Origin of the sequence: Streptomyces sp. NPDC045470 (assembly GCF_040646595.1) — a bacterium.
Lineage (GTDB): Bacteria > Actinomycetota > Actinomycetes > Streptomycetales > Streptomycetaceae > Streptomyces.
In genome coordinates this window covers 211,543-228,201 of record NZ_JBEZAN010000003.1, presented here as the reverse complement: position 1 = coordinate 228,201, position 16,659 = coordinate 211,543, and the positions used below count along the sequence as shown (strand labels likewise).

Genomic DNA, 16,659 nt, shown 5'->3' with positions numbered 1-16,659 from the left:
GGGGATCACGTCAGCGAACCACGCGCGGCGGCGCGCCGCGACCACATACGAATGATTGATCGCTGAAGCATTCGCTCCGTTTCGTACTGGTCCCGAGCGCCTCTGTTCGTGCCGAGGGAGCCGGGTACTCCGGGCCGTACGCCCCCCATTTTGGATCAGCGGGTGACAACCGGCCGTCCCCGGGCACCCGGGCAGCATGAACGATGCACCGAAGAATCCGGACCCCGTACCGGAGCACACCGCCGGGCTGGAGCCGGGCGGCGGGGTCCCGCCGGGCGAGACACCGCCCGCCGAGGGCAGCACCCCGGACGCCGGGCCCCTGGAGACACACAACCCGACCCGCGGCTGGTCCAAGGGACCGGTGCTGGCGCTCGCCGTCGTGGTCGTCCTTGTCGCCGCCTTCTTCATCGCCCGTATCTGGGGAGTGTGAGTACGCGGGGGCAGGTACGCGGGCCGGGAGCGGGCGAAGGGGCGATGGCCGCACGGCCGGGTACGGGCACGGGTCAGCAAGGCTTGCGCAACGGCCCGGTGTAGTCACGGAGCAGCAGGATCCGGCCGTCCCGGATGTGGAAGAGCTGCACCGAGCGCCCCTCGAACGCGTCGCCGCGCCCCACACCCCTGGTGAGCGTCTCCGCGATGACGACCTCCGGGTCCTCGGTGCGGTGGACGGCGAGCGTCCGGAGCACGTCGACGCGCAGGGCCGACATCGCCGCCCGTGCGAACGTGCGTATCGTCTCCCGGCCCTCGATGCGGTCGGGGACGTCCGGGCCCGCGAACGGCAGCTCGATCACGCCGTCCGGCGCGAACAGGTCCGCGAAGGCGTCCGCGTCCTGCGCCGTGACCGCGGCGCGCCGCTGTTCGAGAACGTCCAGGGGGCTCACAGCAGGCATGGTCCCTCCGATCCCGCACCGCCGGGCCGGCGTTCCGCGCACCGGCCTCTGACGCCGAGCAGGGTAGCGCCGTGCCGCGCGGGCAGTCAGCCCGCGCGGCACGTGTGGCGGCCTGGCGCAGCCCCGCCCTCGTACCGGCTACCCGGCTTCCTCCTCGCCGCTGCGCACCGCCGCGAGGGCAGCCGCGGGGTCCTCGGCCGCGGGCCCCGCGGGTGCCCACTGCCCGCGCTCCTTCAGGTACGGCCACCATCGCCCGTCACGCCCGAATCTGAGCTGGGCGCCACCGCCGACCACGGTCCAGCGGTTGCGGTCGTGGCGCAGCTTTGGTGGGGGTTCGTCCGCCTCCCAGGCACCGGCGAGCTGAGCCGTCGCGCGGGCCAGGGCCGCCGGCTCCGGTGTCCACTCCTCCTCCAATACGGCGAGCGCCGGTACGCCGCCGTACTCCCACGCCCGTACGGCCAGGGAGAGCGCTCTGGCCGTACGCCCGGAGCCGGACGCCAGTCGTGCGGCGATCCAGGGGGCGGGTCCGAGCGCTGCCAGACGTACAGCGTCCTGCGCGCGGGTCAGCGCTGCTTGCGGCGGTGCGTCGGCATGGCCGGGGGCCAGCGCGTCGGCCAGCAGCCGTTGGGCGCGCGCCGCCGTGTCACCTACTAGGAACTCCAGTGCCGGCACGTCCACGCCGGGGGCCGGATCCGTTCCTCCTCCGAGGACCGGAGCGGCGCCCGGCTCGTCCACGGCGGGCGGGGGCGCGGGCAGCGGCGGCAGGATGTCGCGCGCGGCGTACGCCTCCGCCGCCGGTATGCCCTCGGCCGCCGCCGGTTCCACCGCGCACTCACTGGACGCCAGGTGCTCAGCGACTTCCCGCGCGCGCAGGGCGGTACGGGCCTGAAGGTCCTCCAGGAGCTCCTGCTCGCTCCGTCCGCGCATCAGCAGCAGCACGAAAGGGTCCTCGTCCAGCAGGCGGGCCGTCTGGTGGCAGAGCGCGGCCGTGTGGGAACAGTGGTCCCACGCCCCGCAACCACACTCCGCCTCCAGGTCACCGATGCCGGGGAGCAGTTCGATGCCCGCGGCGGCCGCGTCCTCCACCAGGTGCGGCGGCATGTCGTGGTCCAGCAGCGCCGCGATGTGCCCGGCACGGTCCGCGACCAGGTCCAGGAAGCGGTCCCAGTCCGCCTCGCCCAACTCCTGGAGCAGCACGTCGCAACGGCACGGCGTACCGTCCCGGTCCTTGACGACCGCCGTGATCCGGCCCGGCCGTACGGAGACCGCGCCCACCGCCCCCGCCCGCGCGTGCCGGCGCCCCTGCTTGACCTGCTGGCCGTCCAGCGCGCTGTCCGCCAGCGCCTTCAGCCAGGCCAGGCCCCACCACGTCTGCGCGAAGCCACGGCCGTGCGCCGGCGGCAGGGCGGCGAAGGTGCGCTCCCTGCCCGGTCCCGGCAGGCGCGCGTCCCCGGAAGGTTCCGGGAGGGCTTCCCGGGCGTCCTCGTACAGGTTCCTCATCGCTCGCTCCCTCGCAGTGCCACCAGGTCCGCCAGCTCGGCGTCGGTCAGTTCGGTCAGCCCGGCCTCGCCGGAACCGAGCACCGCGTCCGCCAGCCGCTGCTTGCGCGCGAGCAGACCGGCGATCCGGTCCTCGACCGTGCCCTCGGTGATCATCCGGTGGACCTGCACCGGCCGGGTCTGGCCGATGCGGTACGCACGGTCGGTGGCCTGCGCCTCGACCGCCGGATTCCACCAGCGGTCGTAGTGCACGACATGCGCGGCCCTGGTCAGATTCAGCCCCGTACCCGCCGCCTTCAACGACAGCAGGAACACCGGCACGGCACCGTCCTGGAAGCGGCGCACCATCTCCTCGCGCCGCGCGACCGGCGTGCCGCCGTGCAGCAACTGCGTCGGCACGCCGCGCCCCGCCAGGTGCGTTTCGAGCAGCCGCGCCATCCGCACGTACTGCGTGAACACCAGCACCCCCGCGTCCTCGGCGAGAATCGTCTCCAGCAGCTCGTCCAGCAGCTCCAGCTTCCCGGAACGGCCCGCGATCAGCGGGCGCTCCTCCTTGAGGTACTGCGCCGGGTGGTTGCAGATCTGCTTGAGCGAGGTCAGCAGCTTGACGACCAGGCCGCGCCGGGCGAGGCCGTCCGCCGCCGCGATCTCGCCGAGCCCTTCGCGCACCACCGCCTCGTACAGCCCGGCCTGCTCCCTGGTCAGCGCCACCGCCCGGTCGGTCTCCGTCTTCGGCGGCAGTTCGGGCGCGATGCCCGGGTCGGACTTGCGCCGGCGCAGCATGAAGGGGCGGACGAGCCGGGCCAGCCGGTCGGCGGCAGCCGGGTCGGTGCCGCCTTCGACAGCCGTGGCGTAGCGCTCGCGGAAGCGGCTCAGCGGGCCCAGCAACCCCGGCGTCGTCCAGTCGAGTACGGCCCACAGCTCGGACAGGTTGTTCTCGACCGGCGTACCGGTGAGCGCCACCCGGGCGCCCGCGGGCAGGCGGCGCAGTGCCTTGGCCGTCGCAGAGAACGGATTCTTCACGTGCTGCGCCTCGTCCGCGACGACCAGACCCCAGCGGGTCGTCGCGAGCTTCGCCGCGTCCAGCCGCATCGTGCCGTACGTGGTGAGCACGAACGCGCCGTCCGCCAGGTCCGCGAGGCTGCGCCGGTCCGCGTGGAAGCGGCGCACCGGAGTGCCGGGCGCGAACTTCTCGATCTCGCGCTGCCAGTTGCCCAGCAGGGAGGCCGGGCAGACGACGAGCGTGGGCCCGGCGGAGGAGGGGGCGCTCTGCCGGTGCAGGTGCAGGGCGATGAGGGTGACGGTCTTCCCCAGCCCCATGTCGTCGGCGAGACAGCCGCCGAGACCGAGGGAGGTCATGCGGTGCAGCCAGTCGAGGCCGCGCAGTTGGTAGTCGCGGAGGGTGGCGGCGAGGGCGGGGGGCTGGGGTATGGGCTGCTCGGTGGCGCCGTTCGGGGCGGTGGGGGATGGCGTGGGGGAGCCCGGTACGGCGTGATCCGGATCGGTGGGCTCCGGTACGGCGAAGTCCTGGGTGGTGGCATCCGGTACGGCGGTGTCCGGAGTGACAGCCTCCGGTACGGCCGCACCCGGTACGGCGGTGTCCGGAGCGGTGAGCCGGTCGCGGAGGCGGGCCAGCCAGCCGGACGCCTGCACCGCCACCCGTTCGCCGTCCCCGGCCTCGGCGGTCCCGGTGAGCGCCGCGCCGAGCGCGTCGATGGGCGTCACCTCGCGGTCCTGGCGGTCACGGGCCGCCCGCAGCGCCTCGGGGTCGACGAGCACCCACTGGTCACGCAGCCGTACGAGCGGACGTCCCGCCTCGGCCAGCCGGTCCAGTTCCGCCCTGCTGATCTCCTGGTCACCGACGGCGAAGCGCCAGCTGAACGAGAGCAGCGCGTCGGCCGAGAGGAAGGACGGCACGCCGGACGCGGCGCGGTCCTGACCAGGAGCGTCGTCGTCCTGGCCCGCTCGCGCGTGCTGCGGCGCGCCGTCCTGGTCGGGCGGCCCCACCACGGCCCGGGTGGTGAGTCCACGTACCAGGTCCCGTGGCCAGTGCACCTGCACGCCGGCGGCGGCCAGCGCGCGCGAGGCCGGGCCGAGCAGCTCGGCGATCTCCTCGTCGGCGAGGTCCACCGCGTCCGGCACGGCGGCGGACAGCAGGGGCGTGAGCGGCGCCCAGACGGCGGCCGCGCGGCGCAGCGTGAGCAAGGTGTCCATTCGGGCCCGCGGGCCGAACGCCTGCCCGGTGGGGGAGTCGCCCGCCCACACCTCGGCGGCGTCGGCGACCAGAGCCGGGTCGGTGGGGTCGTGCAGTTGGAGAACGGCGGTGAAGCCGGTGCGGCCGGCGCCGGCGGCCCCGGGCCGGCCCGTGTCCGACCCGGGCAGCCCGGCGACCTCGACACGCAGGGAGATCCGTACACCGGCGTCGTGCCCGGCCGCCACATCGGCGGCCCAGTCGCGCTGTTCGGGGATGTGCTGCGGTTCGGGCGCGGCGAACGCCGGCCCGTCGGTGACCAGTGTGGCGGCGGGGGAGCGGGGCAGACTGTCCGCCACCGCGTCCAGGAAGTCGCGTACCAGGCGCTCGGGATCCGGCAGCAGTACGGGGCCGGAGTCGGGGCCGGTGGCGCCGGGGAGCGGGACGGCGTGCGCCTGTGGTGGCAGTGCCGCCGCCAGTTCGCGCAGCCGCTCGACGTCGGCGGGGTCGAGCGGGCCCACGCGCCACGCGTCGTGACCGGAACGGCTCACTCCGGGCAGCAGCCGCCCGCGGGCGACGAGTTGCAGCGCCAGTACGGCGGCGGTGCCCCAGAAGGCCGCGGCCGGATCGGACGTACGGGCCGCACGGGCGCGGGTGAGGACAGGAAGGGCGTCGGCGACGGGCAGCACGACGGCCGGAACGTCGATGAGCTGGATGCCGTCCCCGTCTCCGCCCCCGTCTCCGGCTCCGTCCTCGTTCCCGGTGCCGGAACCGGGGGCGGCCGGGAAGGCGACGGTCAGCGACTGTGTCGGCCACCCGGGGCCTTCCTCGCCTGCCGTGCCGTCCGCACGCCAGAAAGCGACCTGCCCCGTACGGGCCGGGTCGGCGGGCAGGAAGACCGCCGCGCGGCGCGCGAGGGCGAACGGTGGTGCGGAGGAGGTCGGGGGAAGAGCCGGGGGAAGAAGTGCCACGTGCAGCAAGCTCCTCAAGTTTGACTACTGGCGACCGGAGCGCCCGAGGGTACAGCATGATCGGGGGGCCGCGCCGACCACCGTCCGCGGCGGCCCGGCAGGCCGTCGGCGCGGAGGGAACCTGTGGGGCCGAAAAGGCGTTCAATGGGATACAGCGAGCGCGGCAACCGCCGCGGAAGGGACGTGAAGGATGTCCACGAACGCAAAGGTCGCCATCGGTGGCGTGGCGGCGGGAGTGATTTTGCTGTGGCTGCTGCCGTTCTGGGCGGCGGTGCTGGTCATGGTCGGTGTGCCGGCCGTGGCGTATCTGACGCTGGACCCCTCGCAGCGGCGCAGGCTGCGCCGTGCGACCCGCAAGGAGATAGGGCGCTGACCATGTGGCCGGTGCCCGGACGTCCGGCGGTGTGAGCCGGGCGGGCGACCGGGCCGCGACGACGTCCCCGTCAGCGGGCCCGTGGGCGGACGGCTCACGGGTGGGGCGCCGCCACGGCTCAGAACCGGACCGTCAAGCCGACCGGACCGTCAAGCCGGGCGGGCCCTCGAACAGGTCGCTCCCTCAAGCCGACCGGGCCGCCAAGCCGACCGAGCCCTCAAGCAGGTCGCTCCCTCAAGCCGACCGGACCGTCGAGCCGACCGGACCGTCGAGCCGACCGGACCGTCGAGCCGACCGGACCGTCGAGCCGACCGGACCGTCAAGCCGGCCGGGCCGCCAGCGCCTCCAGTGCCTGCAACAGTCCCGGCAACTCCGGCCCACGTCCCACCGGCAGTATCTCGCCGGGCTGCTCGTCCAGGAGGACGAACGCGATGTCGTCAGTACGGGCCACCATGCTCCACCCCGGGCCGTCCACGCGGAGTGTACGGGCCTCACCGGCGGCGAAGGACGAGCGGATGCGTCCCGGTGGTGGCGGCTCGGCCACGTAACCGCGTGCCTCGGTCAGTGCCCGCCGGACCCCGGCGTGCGGCCGGGCCCCCGGATCGACGAACGTGACCTCGCCCTCGACCTGTTCGCGCCAGGCCGCCCACTGGAGCGCGATCTCGTCCGCTCCCATCCGGCGCTGCGCCGGCCCCCACTGAGCGGCGTCCGGCGGCCTGAGTACGGCCGGACCGCCCTCTTCCGGCTCGGGGTCGTGCGGCGCGGGCACCCCCGGCGCCGCGACGGCGAGTGCGATCGGCCAGCCGGGCAGTGCTTCGACCATGCTCTCCTCGCCGGGGGAGAGGTCGTACTCCATCCCGCAGTCCCAGGCCGCGACGGCGCACGCGACGAGCGAGACGTCGTCCGTCACCACGGTCCAGCGCGCACCCGTCCCGTCCTGCCCGAGGACCAGGCCGTAGCCCTGCTCGTACGGTGCGAGGCCGAGCCCGGCGCACACCTCCGGATAGTCGTTGCCGAGCACGCTCGGAAACTGCGCGGGCGTCAGCAGCAGCGCCGTCAGGACGAGCAACTGATCGTCGTCGACGCTCCCGGGCGTGGCTCCGCCGGCGTTTCCGGCCGTGGACGTACCGGCGCTCTCGGTCGACACCCGGGGCCTCCCCATCCGATGCGCTCCGACCCGCCCGGCCCCGGTCGCCGCCTCCGGCCCCGGCCCCCGGACCCGCCCGCGCCGGGCCCGAACCGGCCCGATCGTTCCGATCAGTCGTCGGCGCACCCTAGTTGGCCGGGCAGCAGGTTGTCACCAGTCGTACGCCACCCCTCCGGAAACCGGCCACCCGGAGTTCGGCCCCGGCCCCGGTCTTATCTTTGGCCCCGGCCCCGGCTTTGGCTCCGGCCCCTCAAGCCACCGGCAGATTGAGCAGATCACGGGCCACCGTCTGCGGTGACTCCCTGCGCTCCCGGGCGAGCGCGATCACCGCCCGGCAGGCCAGCTCGTTGATGCCGAAGGCGAGCGCCTCGGGGGAGACCCATTCCGCCGTCTCCGCGCTGCGCTCGTCGTCGTCCTCGGCGCACGCTGCCACATGGGCCGCCGCTGCCTCGAAGATGTTGTGCCGCCGCTTCCCCCCGGGGGCTCGCGGCTCCTCGCTGCCCCGCAGGTGCTCGGCGGTGCGGAGGCGGGTGAAGAAGGTCCGAAGGCCGCGGAACAATTCGGAGATTTCGCGCAAGAACCCGGTCATTGTGTCCCCCATTCCCGGTTCCCGTTCCGGTCGTTCCAGTGTGCCCGTCACGCTTACGATGGGAACTTCGACGACGAAAGGGCGGGTACTCGGTGCGGCGTTACGACTGGCTCAAGGAGATCCAGCGGCTGGACCCGGAACGGGACTTTCTGCGTATCCACCGCATCACCACGACGTACGAATTCCCGTGGGACGTCGCGCGCGCCCTGGAGCTGGCGCTCTACCGCACCTACGCCGTTCCCAGCATCGGCCGGCTGCTGGCCGAGACCGCCGAGCTGACGGACCGTACGCAAAAGCGCTACGACGACACCGCGCTCCTCCTGGACGCGGTGATGGAGCACGGCTTCGACAGCGAGGACGGCCGGACCGCGATCCGCCGCATCAACCAGATGCACCGCAGTTACGACATCACCAACGACGACATGCGGTACGTGCTCTGCACCTTCGTGGTGGTCCCCAAGCGCTGGCTCGACCAGTTCGGCTGGCGGCGGCTGAGCGAGCACGAAAAGCATGCCTCGGCCGTCTACTACCGCACCCTCGGGCGCCATATGGGTATCACCGGCATCCCGCAGGACTTCCAGGAGTTCGAACGCTGCCTGGACGATTACGAGCACGCGCACTTCGGCTGGGACGAGGGCGGGCGCCGGGTCTCGGACGCCACGCTCGGCCTGATGGCGGGCTGGTACGGCCCGCTGGCCCCGGTGGTGCGTGGCGCGAGCATGGCCCTGCTGGACGACGCCCTGCTGAACGCTTTCCGCTACGAGCGTCCCGGGCCGGCTGTCCGTGCCGCGGTGCACGGCGCACTGCGGCTGCGCGCCAAGTCCGTACGCCTGCTGCCGCCGCGCCGGCGCCCGCACTACGCCCGCCAGAACCCGGAGATCAAGGGCTATCCGAACGGCTACACCATCGCCGGCCTCGGCACCTTCCCCCAGAACCGCCCTGCGGGCGGCTGCCCCGTACCGCACTGAGACGCCCGGCGGCCGGAAAGATCTCCGCCCTGATCGTCTCTGCTCGTTCCGGAGTCATACTTGAGCGGTGACCGAGGAAGACCGCGAGTACGCCCAGCAGTGGCTGGCCGAGCGCGGTGTCACCCGGACGGCGGACGCGTGGCGCGACCGGCGGTCGCCGGGCGCGGTGCTGACACCGACACAGGTGGCGCACGCGTGGACGGACGAGGTGCTGTCCGACAGCGGCCTGGCCACGTCCGCCCGTCTGCGGCTCGCGTTCGGCCTCCTGGACCTGCTGGGCGATTACTGGGTCACGTGCGAACTCCGCCTCGCCGTACGCGACGAGCGGCACCCGCTGCGGGCGGACCTCTTCTGGGACGCCTGTCGTCGGCGGCTGGAAGCCCCTGAAGAGCCGGCCGCCCTTCTCTCCTCACTCTGGGTGGACTGGTTCGAGGACCGGGCCACCGCGGAGGAGGCGTTCGCCGAGGTGCTGGGCAACGATGTGGAGGGCATGGACGCACCGGGTGACGGCACCGTAGAGGCGCCGGGCCTCACGACGTCGCACCTCACCGGGCCGGTTCGCACGATGCCGAACGGTACGGAGCGGGACGCCCTGCTCCGTCGCGCCACCAGGGTCCTCGGCGTCTCGGGGCCCGTGCCCTGGCGGGTGAAGCACGCCGCGTACCGTACCGCCGCGACGGTCCCGCAACTCCACCCCGCGCTGTTCCGCGGCCTCCTCGGCAGCTACCACGACCTGTACGGCGATCTCGACCCCCGCGCCGCACTCGCCCTCCTGGGCCAGTTGCACCTGTCTGCCGTCACCGAGCACCTGGCTCCGCTGCGCGCCGTCCTCACGGCCGGCCACCGGAACCACTACCGCGCCCCGGACGCCTGGCCCCGGGCCCTGGAGGCGTCTCAGGCCCCCTGACGCACGGCCAGCGCCAGGAAGCGGGCGTCCTCGTCCACGTACCGCGCCAGGTCCCAGCCGGAACGGGCGAGCAGCGGCCGCAGGTTGGGCTCGGCCCGTACGTCGCCCGGCGTGAGCGGGCGCCCCTTCCGCGCCGCCAGCGCCGCCCGCCCGACCGGGTGGAACAGGGCGAGCCGGCCTCCGGGCCGTACGACCCTGGCGAGTTCCGCGAGACCCGTCCCGGGGTCGGCCAGATGGGACAGCAGCCCGGCGGCGAAGACCGCGTCGAGTGCGGCGTCCGGCAGCGGGAGCCGCTGCACGTCGGCGAGCAGCAGGGGCGCCAGGCGCGCACGTCCGGCCCGTACGGCCGCCGCGAGCATCTCGGGAGTCAGATCGGCGCCCAGCACCGTACCGTCCGCCCCGACGGCGGCCCGCAGGGCTGGCAGCGCCCGCCCCGTACCGCAGCCCGCGTCCAGCACCCGGTCGCCCGCGCGCAGCTCCATCGCCGCGACACCCGCCTGGTAGGCCGGACCGTCGTCGGGGAACCGCGCGTCCCAGTCGTGCGCCCGGGAGCCGAAGAACTCCCGCACGTCATGCGTCTGAACGGTGTCCTCGGGAGCTTTGGCGGCGTCGTCGTCCATACGGCAACTCTAGATGCCGCTGATCGTCCGGGGTACGCGGTGGTTGGTGCCGCAACTGTTTCCCTTCGATGTCTTACCTTCCCGGCCGCCCGGCGTAATCATGCAGGCATGACGGACACGGGGAAGTGGAATTTCGTCGACCATTTCGGTGCCGATCCGCAGGGCCTCATCGACGCGGCGGCTCTCCTGCAGCACGCGGTGACCACCATCTGTGACGCCGGCGGCGGAACGCTGGTGATTCCCCCCGGGCGTTACCGGATGCACAGCACGGGAACGGTGGTACCGGATTCGGGGAACCTGACCGTGATCGCACACGGCGCCCACATTTTCCGCAGCGACACCTCCACCATCGACACGCTCTGGGGCGGCGGTTTCTCCCACGACGGCTACAACGGCGCCTCCAACATCAGCATCCACGGCGGCCTGTGGGACGGTGGCGCGGGCAATCCGCGACCGCTGGACATGTTCGCCTTCTGCTCCGCGGAAAACATCCTGTACGCGGACCTGGTGGTCGAGAACATTCCGGACTGGCACGCGATCGAGTTCCACGGCGTCCGCAACGGCACGGCGCGCAACTGCGTCTTCCGGCGTTTCAAGGCCACCACACCGACCCGGTTCTTCTCCGAGGCGATCGAGGTCCAGGAGGCGCCGGACGGTACGCACAGCAGCGGCATCGTCGTGGACGGCTGCTCGGCCGACGGATACGGAGCCCTGGTGGGCACGCACACGGCCACCTTCCCCGGCCGGTTCCACGACGGTCTGCGGGTGGTGAACAACAGGATCACCAACGCCAAGAACTACGCCGTACGCGCGCACAACTGGCGCCACGCGGTCATCGCGAACAACATCATCGAGGACTGCAACAGCGGAATTCAGGTACAGGTGGATCCCGCCGCGCAGTACCGGTCGTGGTTCTGGTCGCAGACCGAGGACATCATCATCGCGCACAATGTCCTGACGCACATGGGACTGGAGAAACAGCCCGGCCAGGGCGCGCGTTACGCCACCATCGGCGTGTACGGAATGTCGGACACGCCGATGGAGAACGTCGTCGTGACGGGGAACATCATCCGTGACTGGGCCAGTTCGAACGGCATAGCGCTGCAGTACGTCCACGAGGGAGTGGTCACCGGAAACGTCGTCAAATACAGCCAGGGCGGCGACGGCACCGCGATACTGTTCACCTCCTGTTCCGGCGGGACTGCCACGGGAAACAATGTCCGCTACGCCGGTTCGGGCGTGGTCGGCGCCGAAGTCTCCGCCGGGAACAGGATCAGCCTCCGGTGAGCGCGGTGTGCTGTGGTGCGTCGCGGCGCGCCGTGCGCACGGCTGACGCCGTCAGGTGGTCACCGCGGCAGTTGATCAGCCGTTCACCCGGGCCAGCGAGAAACCGTCGTACCCCTTGCTGCCCACGGTCTGCACCGCGGTGGCGGTCAGCTTCGGGTTCTGCGCGATGAGTTCCAGGAACCGGCGGAGGCCGCGGATCGAGGGGTCCGTACTGTCGGCGTCGGCGATGTCCCCGCCCCGGACGACATTGTCACCGATGATCAGGCTGCCGGGGCGGGTGAGTTCGAGGACCCGCTCCAGGTAGTACGGATTGTTCGGCTTGTCCGCGTCGATGAAGACCAGGTCGAACGGTTCGGCGCGTTCGGTGACGAGCTGCGCGAGGCTGTCGAGCGCCGGAGCGACGCGCACCTCGGTGCGCTCCGTGAGCCCGGCGCGCGCGAGGTTCGCGCGGGCCACCGCGGCGTGCGCGGGGTTCGCCTCCAGAGATATCAGACGGCCGTCGGCGGGCAGGGCGCGGCCGAGCCAGATGGTGCTGTAGCCGCCGAGCGTGCCGATCTCCAGGATCCGTCGGGCACCCTGTGTCAGGGCAAGGAGGTGGAGCAGTTTGCCCTGCGTGGGAGTGACGCTGATGTGGGGGAGGCCGGCCGCTTCGCTGTCGCGCAACGCGGCGTGCAGCGCTTCGTCGTCCGGGGCGAGCAAGGAGCTGAAGTAGTCGTCGACCGTGTTCCACTGCTGCTGAGACATCTGGTCCCTTCGCCTGCCTAGTTAGGTCTGCTAATCAAACTACCAGGGGCGGGTGCGTCTGTTCGCGTGATCGGCGGACCGGAACCGTTACCGCTCCGGCTCACCTCTCAGGTCTGATGGCCCCGCTCGTGCAGTGGCGTGAGGTGGTCGCACAGTTCGCACCGTGGCGCGTCGCGGGCCGCCCGGATGCCGAGCAGCGGCTCACCGCAGATGGCGACCAGCGGCCGTACGGGCGACTCCCGCGGATGGCAGATGCGGCAGACGTTGTGCCAGGGACCGGCCTCGTTGTCGCCCGCGGCGGGAACGGCCGCGATGTCCGCGCCGGTACCGGTGGCCTCATGGGTGGACATCATCAGCCTTCTTTCTCGCGTCCCGCCGGCGCGTCGGCCGGTCTGCGGCGCGGGCTCCCCGTTGGTGGCGCCCGGCCGGACCGTGGCCGGGGCTTTCTCCCGAAGCGTACGAACTTGTCAACTCCGTGCCACGCTGCGTAGCGCAAGGAGTACGGTCCTCGCCATGGTTTTCGAGGCGCACGACGAATCCCACGACGTACCTGAAGCGCCTGCTGCCGGGCCCGCGAACACCCCGGACGACAGCGCTGACGACAGTCCGATGGCTCTGAAGATCCTGGTGGCGGGCGGCTTCGGGGTCGGCAAGACGACCCTGGTCGGCGCCGTGAGCGAGATCCGGCCGCTGCGTACGGAGGAACAGCTCAGCGAGGCGGGCGCGGCGCTGGACGACGCCCGGGACGTGGTGCGCAAGCCCACGACCACCGTGGCGATGGACTTCGGCCGCATCACCATCCGGGCCGGCCTGTCGCTGTACCTCTTCGGCACGCCGGGGCAGGACCGGTTCTGGTTCCTGTGGGACGACCTGGCGCAGGGCGCGCTGGGCGCCGTCGTGCTGGCCGACACCCGGAGGTTGGAGGACTGTTTTCCCGCCGTGGACTACTTCGAGAACCGCGGGATTCCCTTCCTGGTGGCCGTCAACTGCTTCGCCGAAGCGCGCGCTTACGGGGCGGGCGAAGTGGCGCGGGCACTCGACCTGGACCGGGGCACTCCGGTGGTGCTGTGCGACGCGCGGGACCGCGACTCGGGGAAGGAAGTGCTGATACGGCTGGTCGAGCACGCCGGTCGGGTGCACACCGCCCGGCTGCTCGACTCGGTGAGGTGAGCGCGCGCCCACGACGGTCATGCTCCGGCTGGCCGTGTCGCCCGGGTACGGCCCGGCGACATCAGCCGGCGAGGTCGGCGACCGCGACGACCTTGCTGATCCGGACCCGTACGAGCAGTTCCCCGGGCACGCCGTTGCGTGCCCCGTACTCCTCGGCCCGGTCCTCGCCCATGTAGCGGGCCGCGATACGGGTGGCCCAGGCCCGCACCTCGGAGAGTTCGTCGCTGGTCTCGGCCGTCCCCTCCACGATCGCGAAGCTGAACGGCGGGCGGTCGTCGTCCACACAGAGCGCGACACGGCCGTCCCGGGCGAGGTTGCGCCCCTTGACCGTGTCGGCGCCGGTGTTGAAGACGAGGTCGTCGCCGTCCAGCAGGAACCACACGGGCGCGATGTGCGGACTGCCGTCGGCCCGTACGGTCGACAGTTTTCCGGTGCGGGTGCCCTCGGACAGGAAGCTCTGCCACTCGTCCTTGCTCATTTTGCGTGCCATACCGCCATCCTGCGCCATACGGCGCGAACGGGCCGCACGGCCGCACCGAGCACGCCGGTCCGGCCCGGTCGCTTGCCCGGACGGCGCAGGTGGTTCAGGCTTGCACGGCAATTGCCCACGGGGACACGGGGAGGAAGCGGCATGGCACTGAGCAGCGGACTCGACTGGCTGCTGGACGACCTGACCGAACGGATCGACCAGGTGCGGCACGCCCTGGTGCTGTCCAACGACGGACTCGTCACGAGCGCGAGCGAGCGGCTGGCGCGGGAGGACGCCGAGCACCTGGCGGCGGTCGCGTCGGGGCTGCACAGCCTTGCCAAGGGCTCCGGGCGGCACTTCGAGGCCGGGCGGGTGCGGCAGACGATGGTCGAGTTCGACGACGGCGTGCTGTTCGTGACAGCGGCGGGGGACGGCAGCTGCCTGTGCGTACTGGCGGGGCCCGAGGCCGACATGGGACAAATCGCCTACGAAATGGCGCTGTTGGTCAACCGTGTGGGGGAACACCTGGGGGTTGCGGCCCGGCAGCCGGAAAGTTTTCCACAGCGCTGAAGCCGGGGGTTGACCGACTGTCGCACCCCACCGCTATCGTCGTCACTGTCGGTAACGAACCGGCGGGGATCCGCCTCGGATCCCGCGACGCGAACGATGACGGGGGAGTGCGACATGACGGTGATGTGCGACGGGCGGCAAGCGCCGGCGACGCTCACGGCGGAGGAGTCGCCCATCGCGGGAGAGCTGCTCACGCCAGGGCGGGCGGCTCGCGAACTGGGCCTGCGGAGCGGCGAGTTCGACCTGGCGGCCCAGTTGGGGGAAATCCTGACGCTGCCGCCGGATCCCGAAGCGCGGCCCGGTCCGGGCGGCCCGTGGAGGCGACGCCGGGTGCCGGCGGAGGAGGTACGGCGGCTGCGCGCCGAAGAGGGCTTCCCCGGCACGCTGCGTGAGCGCCTTCGGACGGTCGGCGCGGCCGAGGCCGCCGAACTCCTGGGCGTCGGCGCGGGCCGCTTCCTGCGGCTGGCCCGCGCCGGCTGCTTCGCCCCGGTCCGCTTCTACGTGAACCGCTACGGCGCCGTGGTCTGGCTCTATCTCGCGACGGAGCTGACGGCATGTGCCGACCGCGAGCCGGAGCTGCTGCGGGGCGACCTCCCCGCGGTGCTCCGGGTCGTGCTCGACGGCGGACAGGACTGGCGCGGCCGGAAGTGGCGCAGCCGCCAGGTCGCCCGGCTGATGGGCGAGGCGGCGGACGGCTGGGAATCGGCGGCGGTGATCGCGGCGGTGCTGCCACCGGAGGAACTGGCCTCGGTCGTCGAAGACCCACGGGAACGTTCCGTGCTACGACGCCTGCGCCCGACCCTGGCCCTGCCGGGGGCGGGCCCGGCGGCCAGGGAGGCGGTCGAGCGGGTGACGACGGCGGAAGAGTTCGACGAGGTGCTCTGGTACCGCGTCAACCTCTCCCGCTCCCTCGACCGTGCCCGCCACCGGCAACCGGCGGCCGACCGCCTACGCCACCCCACCCGACCAGGCGGCACCTCACCGACCGGATCGGAGGACGCCCCCTTCCGCATTCCGGCGGCCCCCGCGGCCCCCATGAGCCCTGCGACCGCGACAGCCCCCGCGACCGCCACGGTCCCCATCCCCTCCCTGCCGCCGCTTCGCCCACCCGTCCTGGCGCGCGCCCCGAGGCCGGCCCCTTGCGAGACCTGACCTGTGCGCCATGATCTGGAGGCGGCCGGAACCGTCTACGCCTCCGTCCCCTCCGCGTACGGCCGTTCCAGGCTGTGGTGCTTGGTGTGGGGGCGCAGGAGCCCTTCCTGGACGACGGAGACGAGGAGGTTGCCCGCGCGGTCGTAGATGCGGCCGCGGGCCAGGCCACGGCCGCCGGTGGCGATGGGGGACTCCTGGTCGTAGAGGAACCACTCGTCCGCGCGGAAGGGGCGGTGGAACCACATCGCGTGGTCGAGGGAGGCCATGTCGAAGCCGCGCGGGCCCCAGAGCGGCTCGATCGGGATGCGGACGGCGTCCAGCAGCGTCATGTCACTGGCGTAGGTCAGCGCGCAGGTGTGGACCAGCGGGTCCTCGCCCAGCGGCCCGACCGCGCGCATCCAGACCGCGCTGCGCGGCTCCGCGCCCTCGATCTCCTCCGGCTTCCAGCGGAGCCGGTCGACGTAGCGGATGTCGAAGGGCTGGCGGCGGGCCATCCGCTCCAGCGCCTCGGGCAGCCCGCCCAGGTGCTCGCGCACCTCGTCCGCGACGGTCGGCAGCTCCTCGGGAGCGGGTACCACGCGGCGCATCGGCAGTTGATGTTCGAAGCCCGGTTCGGGCTGATGGAAGGAGGCGGTCAGGTTGAAGATCGTACGTCCCTGCTGGACGGCGACCACGCGGCGCGTGGTGAAGGAGCGGCCGTCCCGTACCCGCTCCACCTGGTACACGATCGGCACACCCGGCCGTCCCGGGCGCAGGAAGTACGCGTGCAGCGAGTGCACCGGCCGGTCGCCCTCGGTGGTCCGCCCGGCCGCGACCAGCGCCTGTCCGGCCACCTGCCCGCCGAAGACGCGCTGGAGGCTTTCCTGCGGGCTGCGCCCGCGGAAGATGTTCACCTCGATCTGCTCCAGGTCCAGCAGATCCACCAGGCGCTCGGCGGGATTGGTCATGGCCGTACGTCCTCCGTCGGATGTGTCGACGCCCTTGCTGAGCGGTGGGGCCCCGGCGGGGGGCCCCCCCCGCCCCCCGCCCCCCCCCGCGGGGGGGGGGCCCCCCCCCGCGCCCCACCACAGCGGAGGGCGGCCGTGACCCCACGGGCGGGAGTGCCCCCAACG

The 16,659-nt window shown here is 72.6% G+C and carries 18 protein-coding genes; 8 read left to right on the top strand and 10 right to left on the bottom strand.

The window, feature by feature from the left end; genetic code table 11:
- Nucleotides 1–196 precede the first annotated feature (196 nt).
- A complete protein-coding gene (locus AB0A97_RS11385) occupies nt 197–430 on the top strand; it encodes a DUF6480 family protein (protein ID WP_030023284.1) in 234 nt (77 codons plus the stop codon).
- A gap of 73 nt (nt 431–503) precedes the next feature.
- On the opposite strand, the gene AB0A97_RS11380 is transcribed toward AB0A97_RS11385, so the two are convergent.
- The 3 genes from AB0A97_RS11380 to AB0A97_RS11370 form a co-directional block, all read right to left on the bottom strand.
- On the bottom strand, nt 504–890 hold the full coding sequence (locus tag AB0A97_RS11380; protein ID WP_361147790.1) for a nuclear transport factor 2 family protein: 387 nt from the start codon (nt 888–890) through the stop codon (nt 504–506).
- Between the two features lie 138 nt (nt 891–1,028).
- Nucleotides 1,029–2,390 (bottom strand): SWF or SNF family helicase, encoded by a 1,362-nt coding sequence (locus AB0A97_RS11375; RefSeq protein WP_361147788.1) that lies wholly within the window; start codon nt 2,388–2,390, stop codon nt 1,029–1,031.
- Nucleotides 2,387–5,551 carry an SNF2-related protein gene (locus tag AB0A97_RS11370; RefSeq protein WP_361147786.1) on the bottom strand — a complete coding sequence of 1,055 codons (3,165 nt, stop codon included), beginning with the start codon at nt 5,549–5,551 and terminating at the stop codon, nt 2,387–2,389. The genes AB0A97_RS11375 and AB0A97_RS11370 overlap by 4 nt, the downstream gene beginning before the upstream one ends.
- Nucleotides 5,552–5,741: 190 nt before the next feature.
- Here AB0A97_RS11370 and AB0A97_RS11365 point away from each other — a divergent pair, with 190 nt between their 5' ends.
- The gene (locus AB0A97_RS11365; RefSeq protein ID WP_361147784.1) at nt 5,742–5,924 is read left to right on the top strand and encodes a hypothetical protein; all 183 of its coding nucleotides are present in this window, start codon (nt 5,742–5,744) and stop codon (nt 5,922–5,924) included.
- Between the two features lie 319 nt (nt 5,925–6,243).
- Here AB0A97_RS11365 and AB0A97_RS11360 read toward each other — a convergent pair whose 3' ends face one another.
- On the bottom strand, nt 6,244–7,071 hold the full coding sequence (locus AB0A97_RS11360) for a hypothetical protein (RefSeq protein ID WP_361147782.1): 828 nt from the start codon (nt 7,069–7,071) through the stop codon (nt 6,244–6,246).
- A 250-nt stretch (nt 7,072–7,321) separates the two neighbouring features.
- The gene (locus AB0A97_RS11355) at nt 7,322–7,660 is read right to left on the bottom strand and encodes a hypothetical protein (protein WP_361147780.1); all 339 of its coding nucleotides are present in this window, start codon (nt 7,658–7,660) and stop codon (nt 7,322–7,324) included.
- A 92-nt stretch (nt 7,661–7,752) separates the two neighbouring features.
- Between AB0A97_RS11355 and AB0A97_RS11350 the strand changes: the two genes are divergently transcribed.
- Entirely contained in the window at nt 7,753–8,628 is an 876-nt protein-coding gene (locus AB0A97_RS11350) for an oxygenase MpaB family protein (protein WP_361147778.1), read from the top strand.
- Between the two features lie 67 nt (nt 8,629–8,695).
- Nucleotides 8,696–9,535, top strand: coding sequence for a hypothetical protein (locus tag AB0A97_RS11345; RefSeq protein ID WP_361147776.1), 840 nt, complete (start codon nt 8,696–8,698; stop codon nt 9,533–9,535).
- Here the strand turns inward: AB0A97_RS11345 and AB0A97_RS11340 are convergent.
- Complete coding sequence (locus tag AB0A97_RS11340) at nt 9,523–10,155, bottom strand: methyltransferase domain-containing protein (protein ID WP_361147774.1); 633 nt, start codon at nt 10,153–10,155, stop codon at nt 9,523–9,525. The genes AB0A97_RS11345 and AB0A97_RS11340 overlap by 13 nt on opposite strands.
- Nucleotides 10,156–10,263: 108 nt before the next feature.
- On the opposite strand from AB0A97_RS11340, the gene AB0A97_RS11335 reads away from it, so the two are divergent.
- Nucleotides 10,264–11,442, top strand: a complete 1,179-nt coding sequence (locus AB0A97_RS11335) for a NosD domain-containing protein (protein ID WP_361147772.1) — start codon at nt 10,264–10,266, stop codon at nt 11,440–11,442.
- A gap of 75 nt (nt 11,443–11,517) precedes the next feature.
- Here the strand turns inward: AB0A97_RS11335 and AB0A97_RS11330 are convergent, their stop codons facing one another.
- Nucleotides 11,518–12,186 (bottom strand): O-methyltransferase, encoded by a 669-nt coding sequence (locus AB0A97_RS11330; protein WP_361147770.1) that lies wholly within the window; start codon nt 12,184–12,186, stop codon nt 11,518–11,520.
- A 107-nt stretch (nt 12,187–12,293) separates the two neighbouring features.
- Nucleotides 12,294–12,539: a hypothetical protein gene (locus AB0A97_RS11325; RefSeq protein ID WP_361147768.1), complete on the bottom strand. Its 246-nt coding sequence runs from the start codon at nt 12,537–12,539 to the stop codon at nt 12,294–12,296.
- Between the two features lie 256 nt (nt 12,540–12,795).
- Between AB0A97_RS11325 and AB0A97_RS11320 the strand changes: the two genes are divergently transcribed.
- On the top strand, nt 12,796–13,356 hold the full coding sequence (locus AB0A97_RS11320) for an ATP/GTP-binding protein (protein ID WP_361148754.1): 561 nt from the start codon (nt 12,796–12,798) through the stop codon (nt 13,354–13,356).
- A 61-nt stretch (nt 13,357–13,417) separates the two neighbouring features.
- Here the strand turns inward: AB0A97_RS11320 and AB0A97_RS11315 are convergent, their stop codons facing one another.
- Nucleotides 13,418–13,846, bottom strand: a complete 429-nt coding sequence (locus AB0A97_RS11315; protein ID WP_361147767.1) for a PPOX class F420-dependent oxidoreductase — start codon at nt 13,844–13,846, stop codon at nt 13,418–13,420.
- Between the two features lie 141 nt (nt 13,847–13,987).
- Here AB0A97_RS11315 and AB0A97_RS11310 point away from each other — a divergent pair, with 141 nt between their 5' ends.
- A complete protein-coding gene (locus AB0A97_RS11310; RefSeq protein ID WP_361147765.1) occupies nt 13,988–14,395 on the top strand; it encodes a roadblock/LC7 domain-containing protein in 408 nt (135 codons plus the stop codon).
- A gap of 114 nt (nt 14,396–14,509) precedes the next feature.
- Nucleotides 14,510–15,547 carry a DUF6397 family protein gene (locus AB0A97_RS11305; protein ID WP_361147763.1) on the top strand — a complete coding sequence of 346 codons (1,038 nt, stop codon included), beginning with the start codon at nt 14,510–14,512 and terminating at the stop codon, nt 15,545–15,547.
- A 35-nt stretch (nt 15,548–15,582) separates the two neighbouring features.
- On the opposite strand, the gene AB0A97_RS11300 is transcribed toward AB0A97_RS11305, so the two are convergent.
- The gene (locus AB0A97_RS11300; protein WP_361147761.1) at nt 15,583–16,494 is read right to left on the bottom strand and encodes an acyl-CoA thioesterase II; all 912 of its coding nucleotides are present in this window, start codon (nt 16,492–16,494) and stop codon (nt 15,583–15,585) included.
- Between the last annotated feature and the right edge of the window lie 165 nt (nt 16,495–16,659).

Bases quoted from the DNA above. Each gene is read 5' to 3' on its own strand.
- AB0A97_RS11385 (WP_030023284.1), top strand. From the start codon at position 197: ATGAACGATGCACCGAAGAATCCGGACCCCGTACCGGAGCACACCGCC.
- AB0A97_RS11335 (WP_361147772.1), top strand. From the start codon at position 10,264: ATGACGGACACGGGGAAGTGGAATTTCGTCGACCATTTCGGTGCCGAT.
- AB0A97_RS11320 (WP_361148754.1), top strand. From the start codon at position 12,796: ATGGCTCTGAAGATCCTGGTGGCGGGCGGCTTCGGGGTCGGCAAGACG.
- AB0A97_RS11315 (WP_361147767.1), bottom strand. From the start codon at position 13,846: ATGGCACGCAAAATGAGCAAGGACGAGTGGCAGAGCTTCCTGTCCGAG.
- AB0A97_RS11355 (WP_361147780.1), bottom strand. From the start codon at position 7,660: ATGACCGGGTTCTTGCGCGAAATCTCCGAATTGTTCCGCGGCCTTCGG.
- AB0A97_RS11380 (WP_361147790.1), bottom strand. From the start codon at position 890: ATGCCTGCTGTGAGCCCCCTGGACGTTCTCGAACAGCGGCGCGCCGCG.
- AB0A97_RS11305 (WP_361147763.1), top strand. From the start codon at position 14,510: ATGACGGTGATGTGCGACGGGCGGCAAGCGCCGGCGACGCTCACGGCG.
- AB0A97_RS11330 (WP_361147770.1), bottom strand. From the start codon at position 12,186: ATGTCTCAGCAGCAGTGGAACACGGTCGACGACTACTTCAGCTCCTTG.
- AB0A97_RS11310 (WP_361147765.1), top strand. From the start codon at position 13,988: ATGGCACTGAGCAGCGGACTCGACTGGCTGCTGGACGACCTGACCGAA.
- AB0A97_RS11300 (WP_361147761.1), bottom strand. From the start codon at position 16,494: ATGACCAATCCCGCCGAGCGCCTGGTGGATCTGCTGGACCTGGAGCAG.
- AB0A97_RS11340 (WP_361147774.1), bottom strand. From the start codon at position 10,155: ATGGACGACGACGCCGCCAAAGCTCCCGAGGACACCGTTCAGACGCAT.
- AB0A97_RS11365 (WP_361147784.1), top strand. From the start codon at position 5,742: ATGTCCACGAACGCAAAGGTCGCCATCGGTGGCGTGGCGGCGGGAGTG.
- AB0A97_RS11375 (WP_361147788.1), bottom strand. From the start codon at position 2,390: ATGAGGAACCTGTACGAGGACGCCCGGGAAGCCCTCCCGGAACCTTCC.
- AB0A97_RS11325 (WP_361147768.1), bottom strand. From the start codon at position 12,539: ATGATGTCCACCCATGAGGCCACCGGTACCGGCGCGGACATCGCGGCC.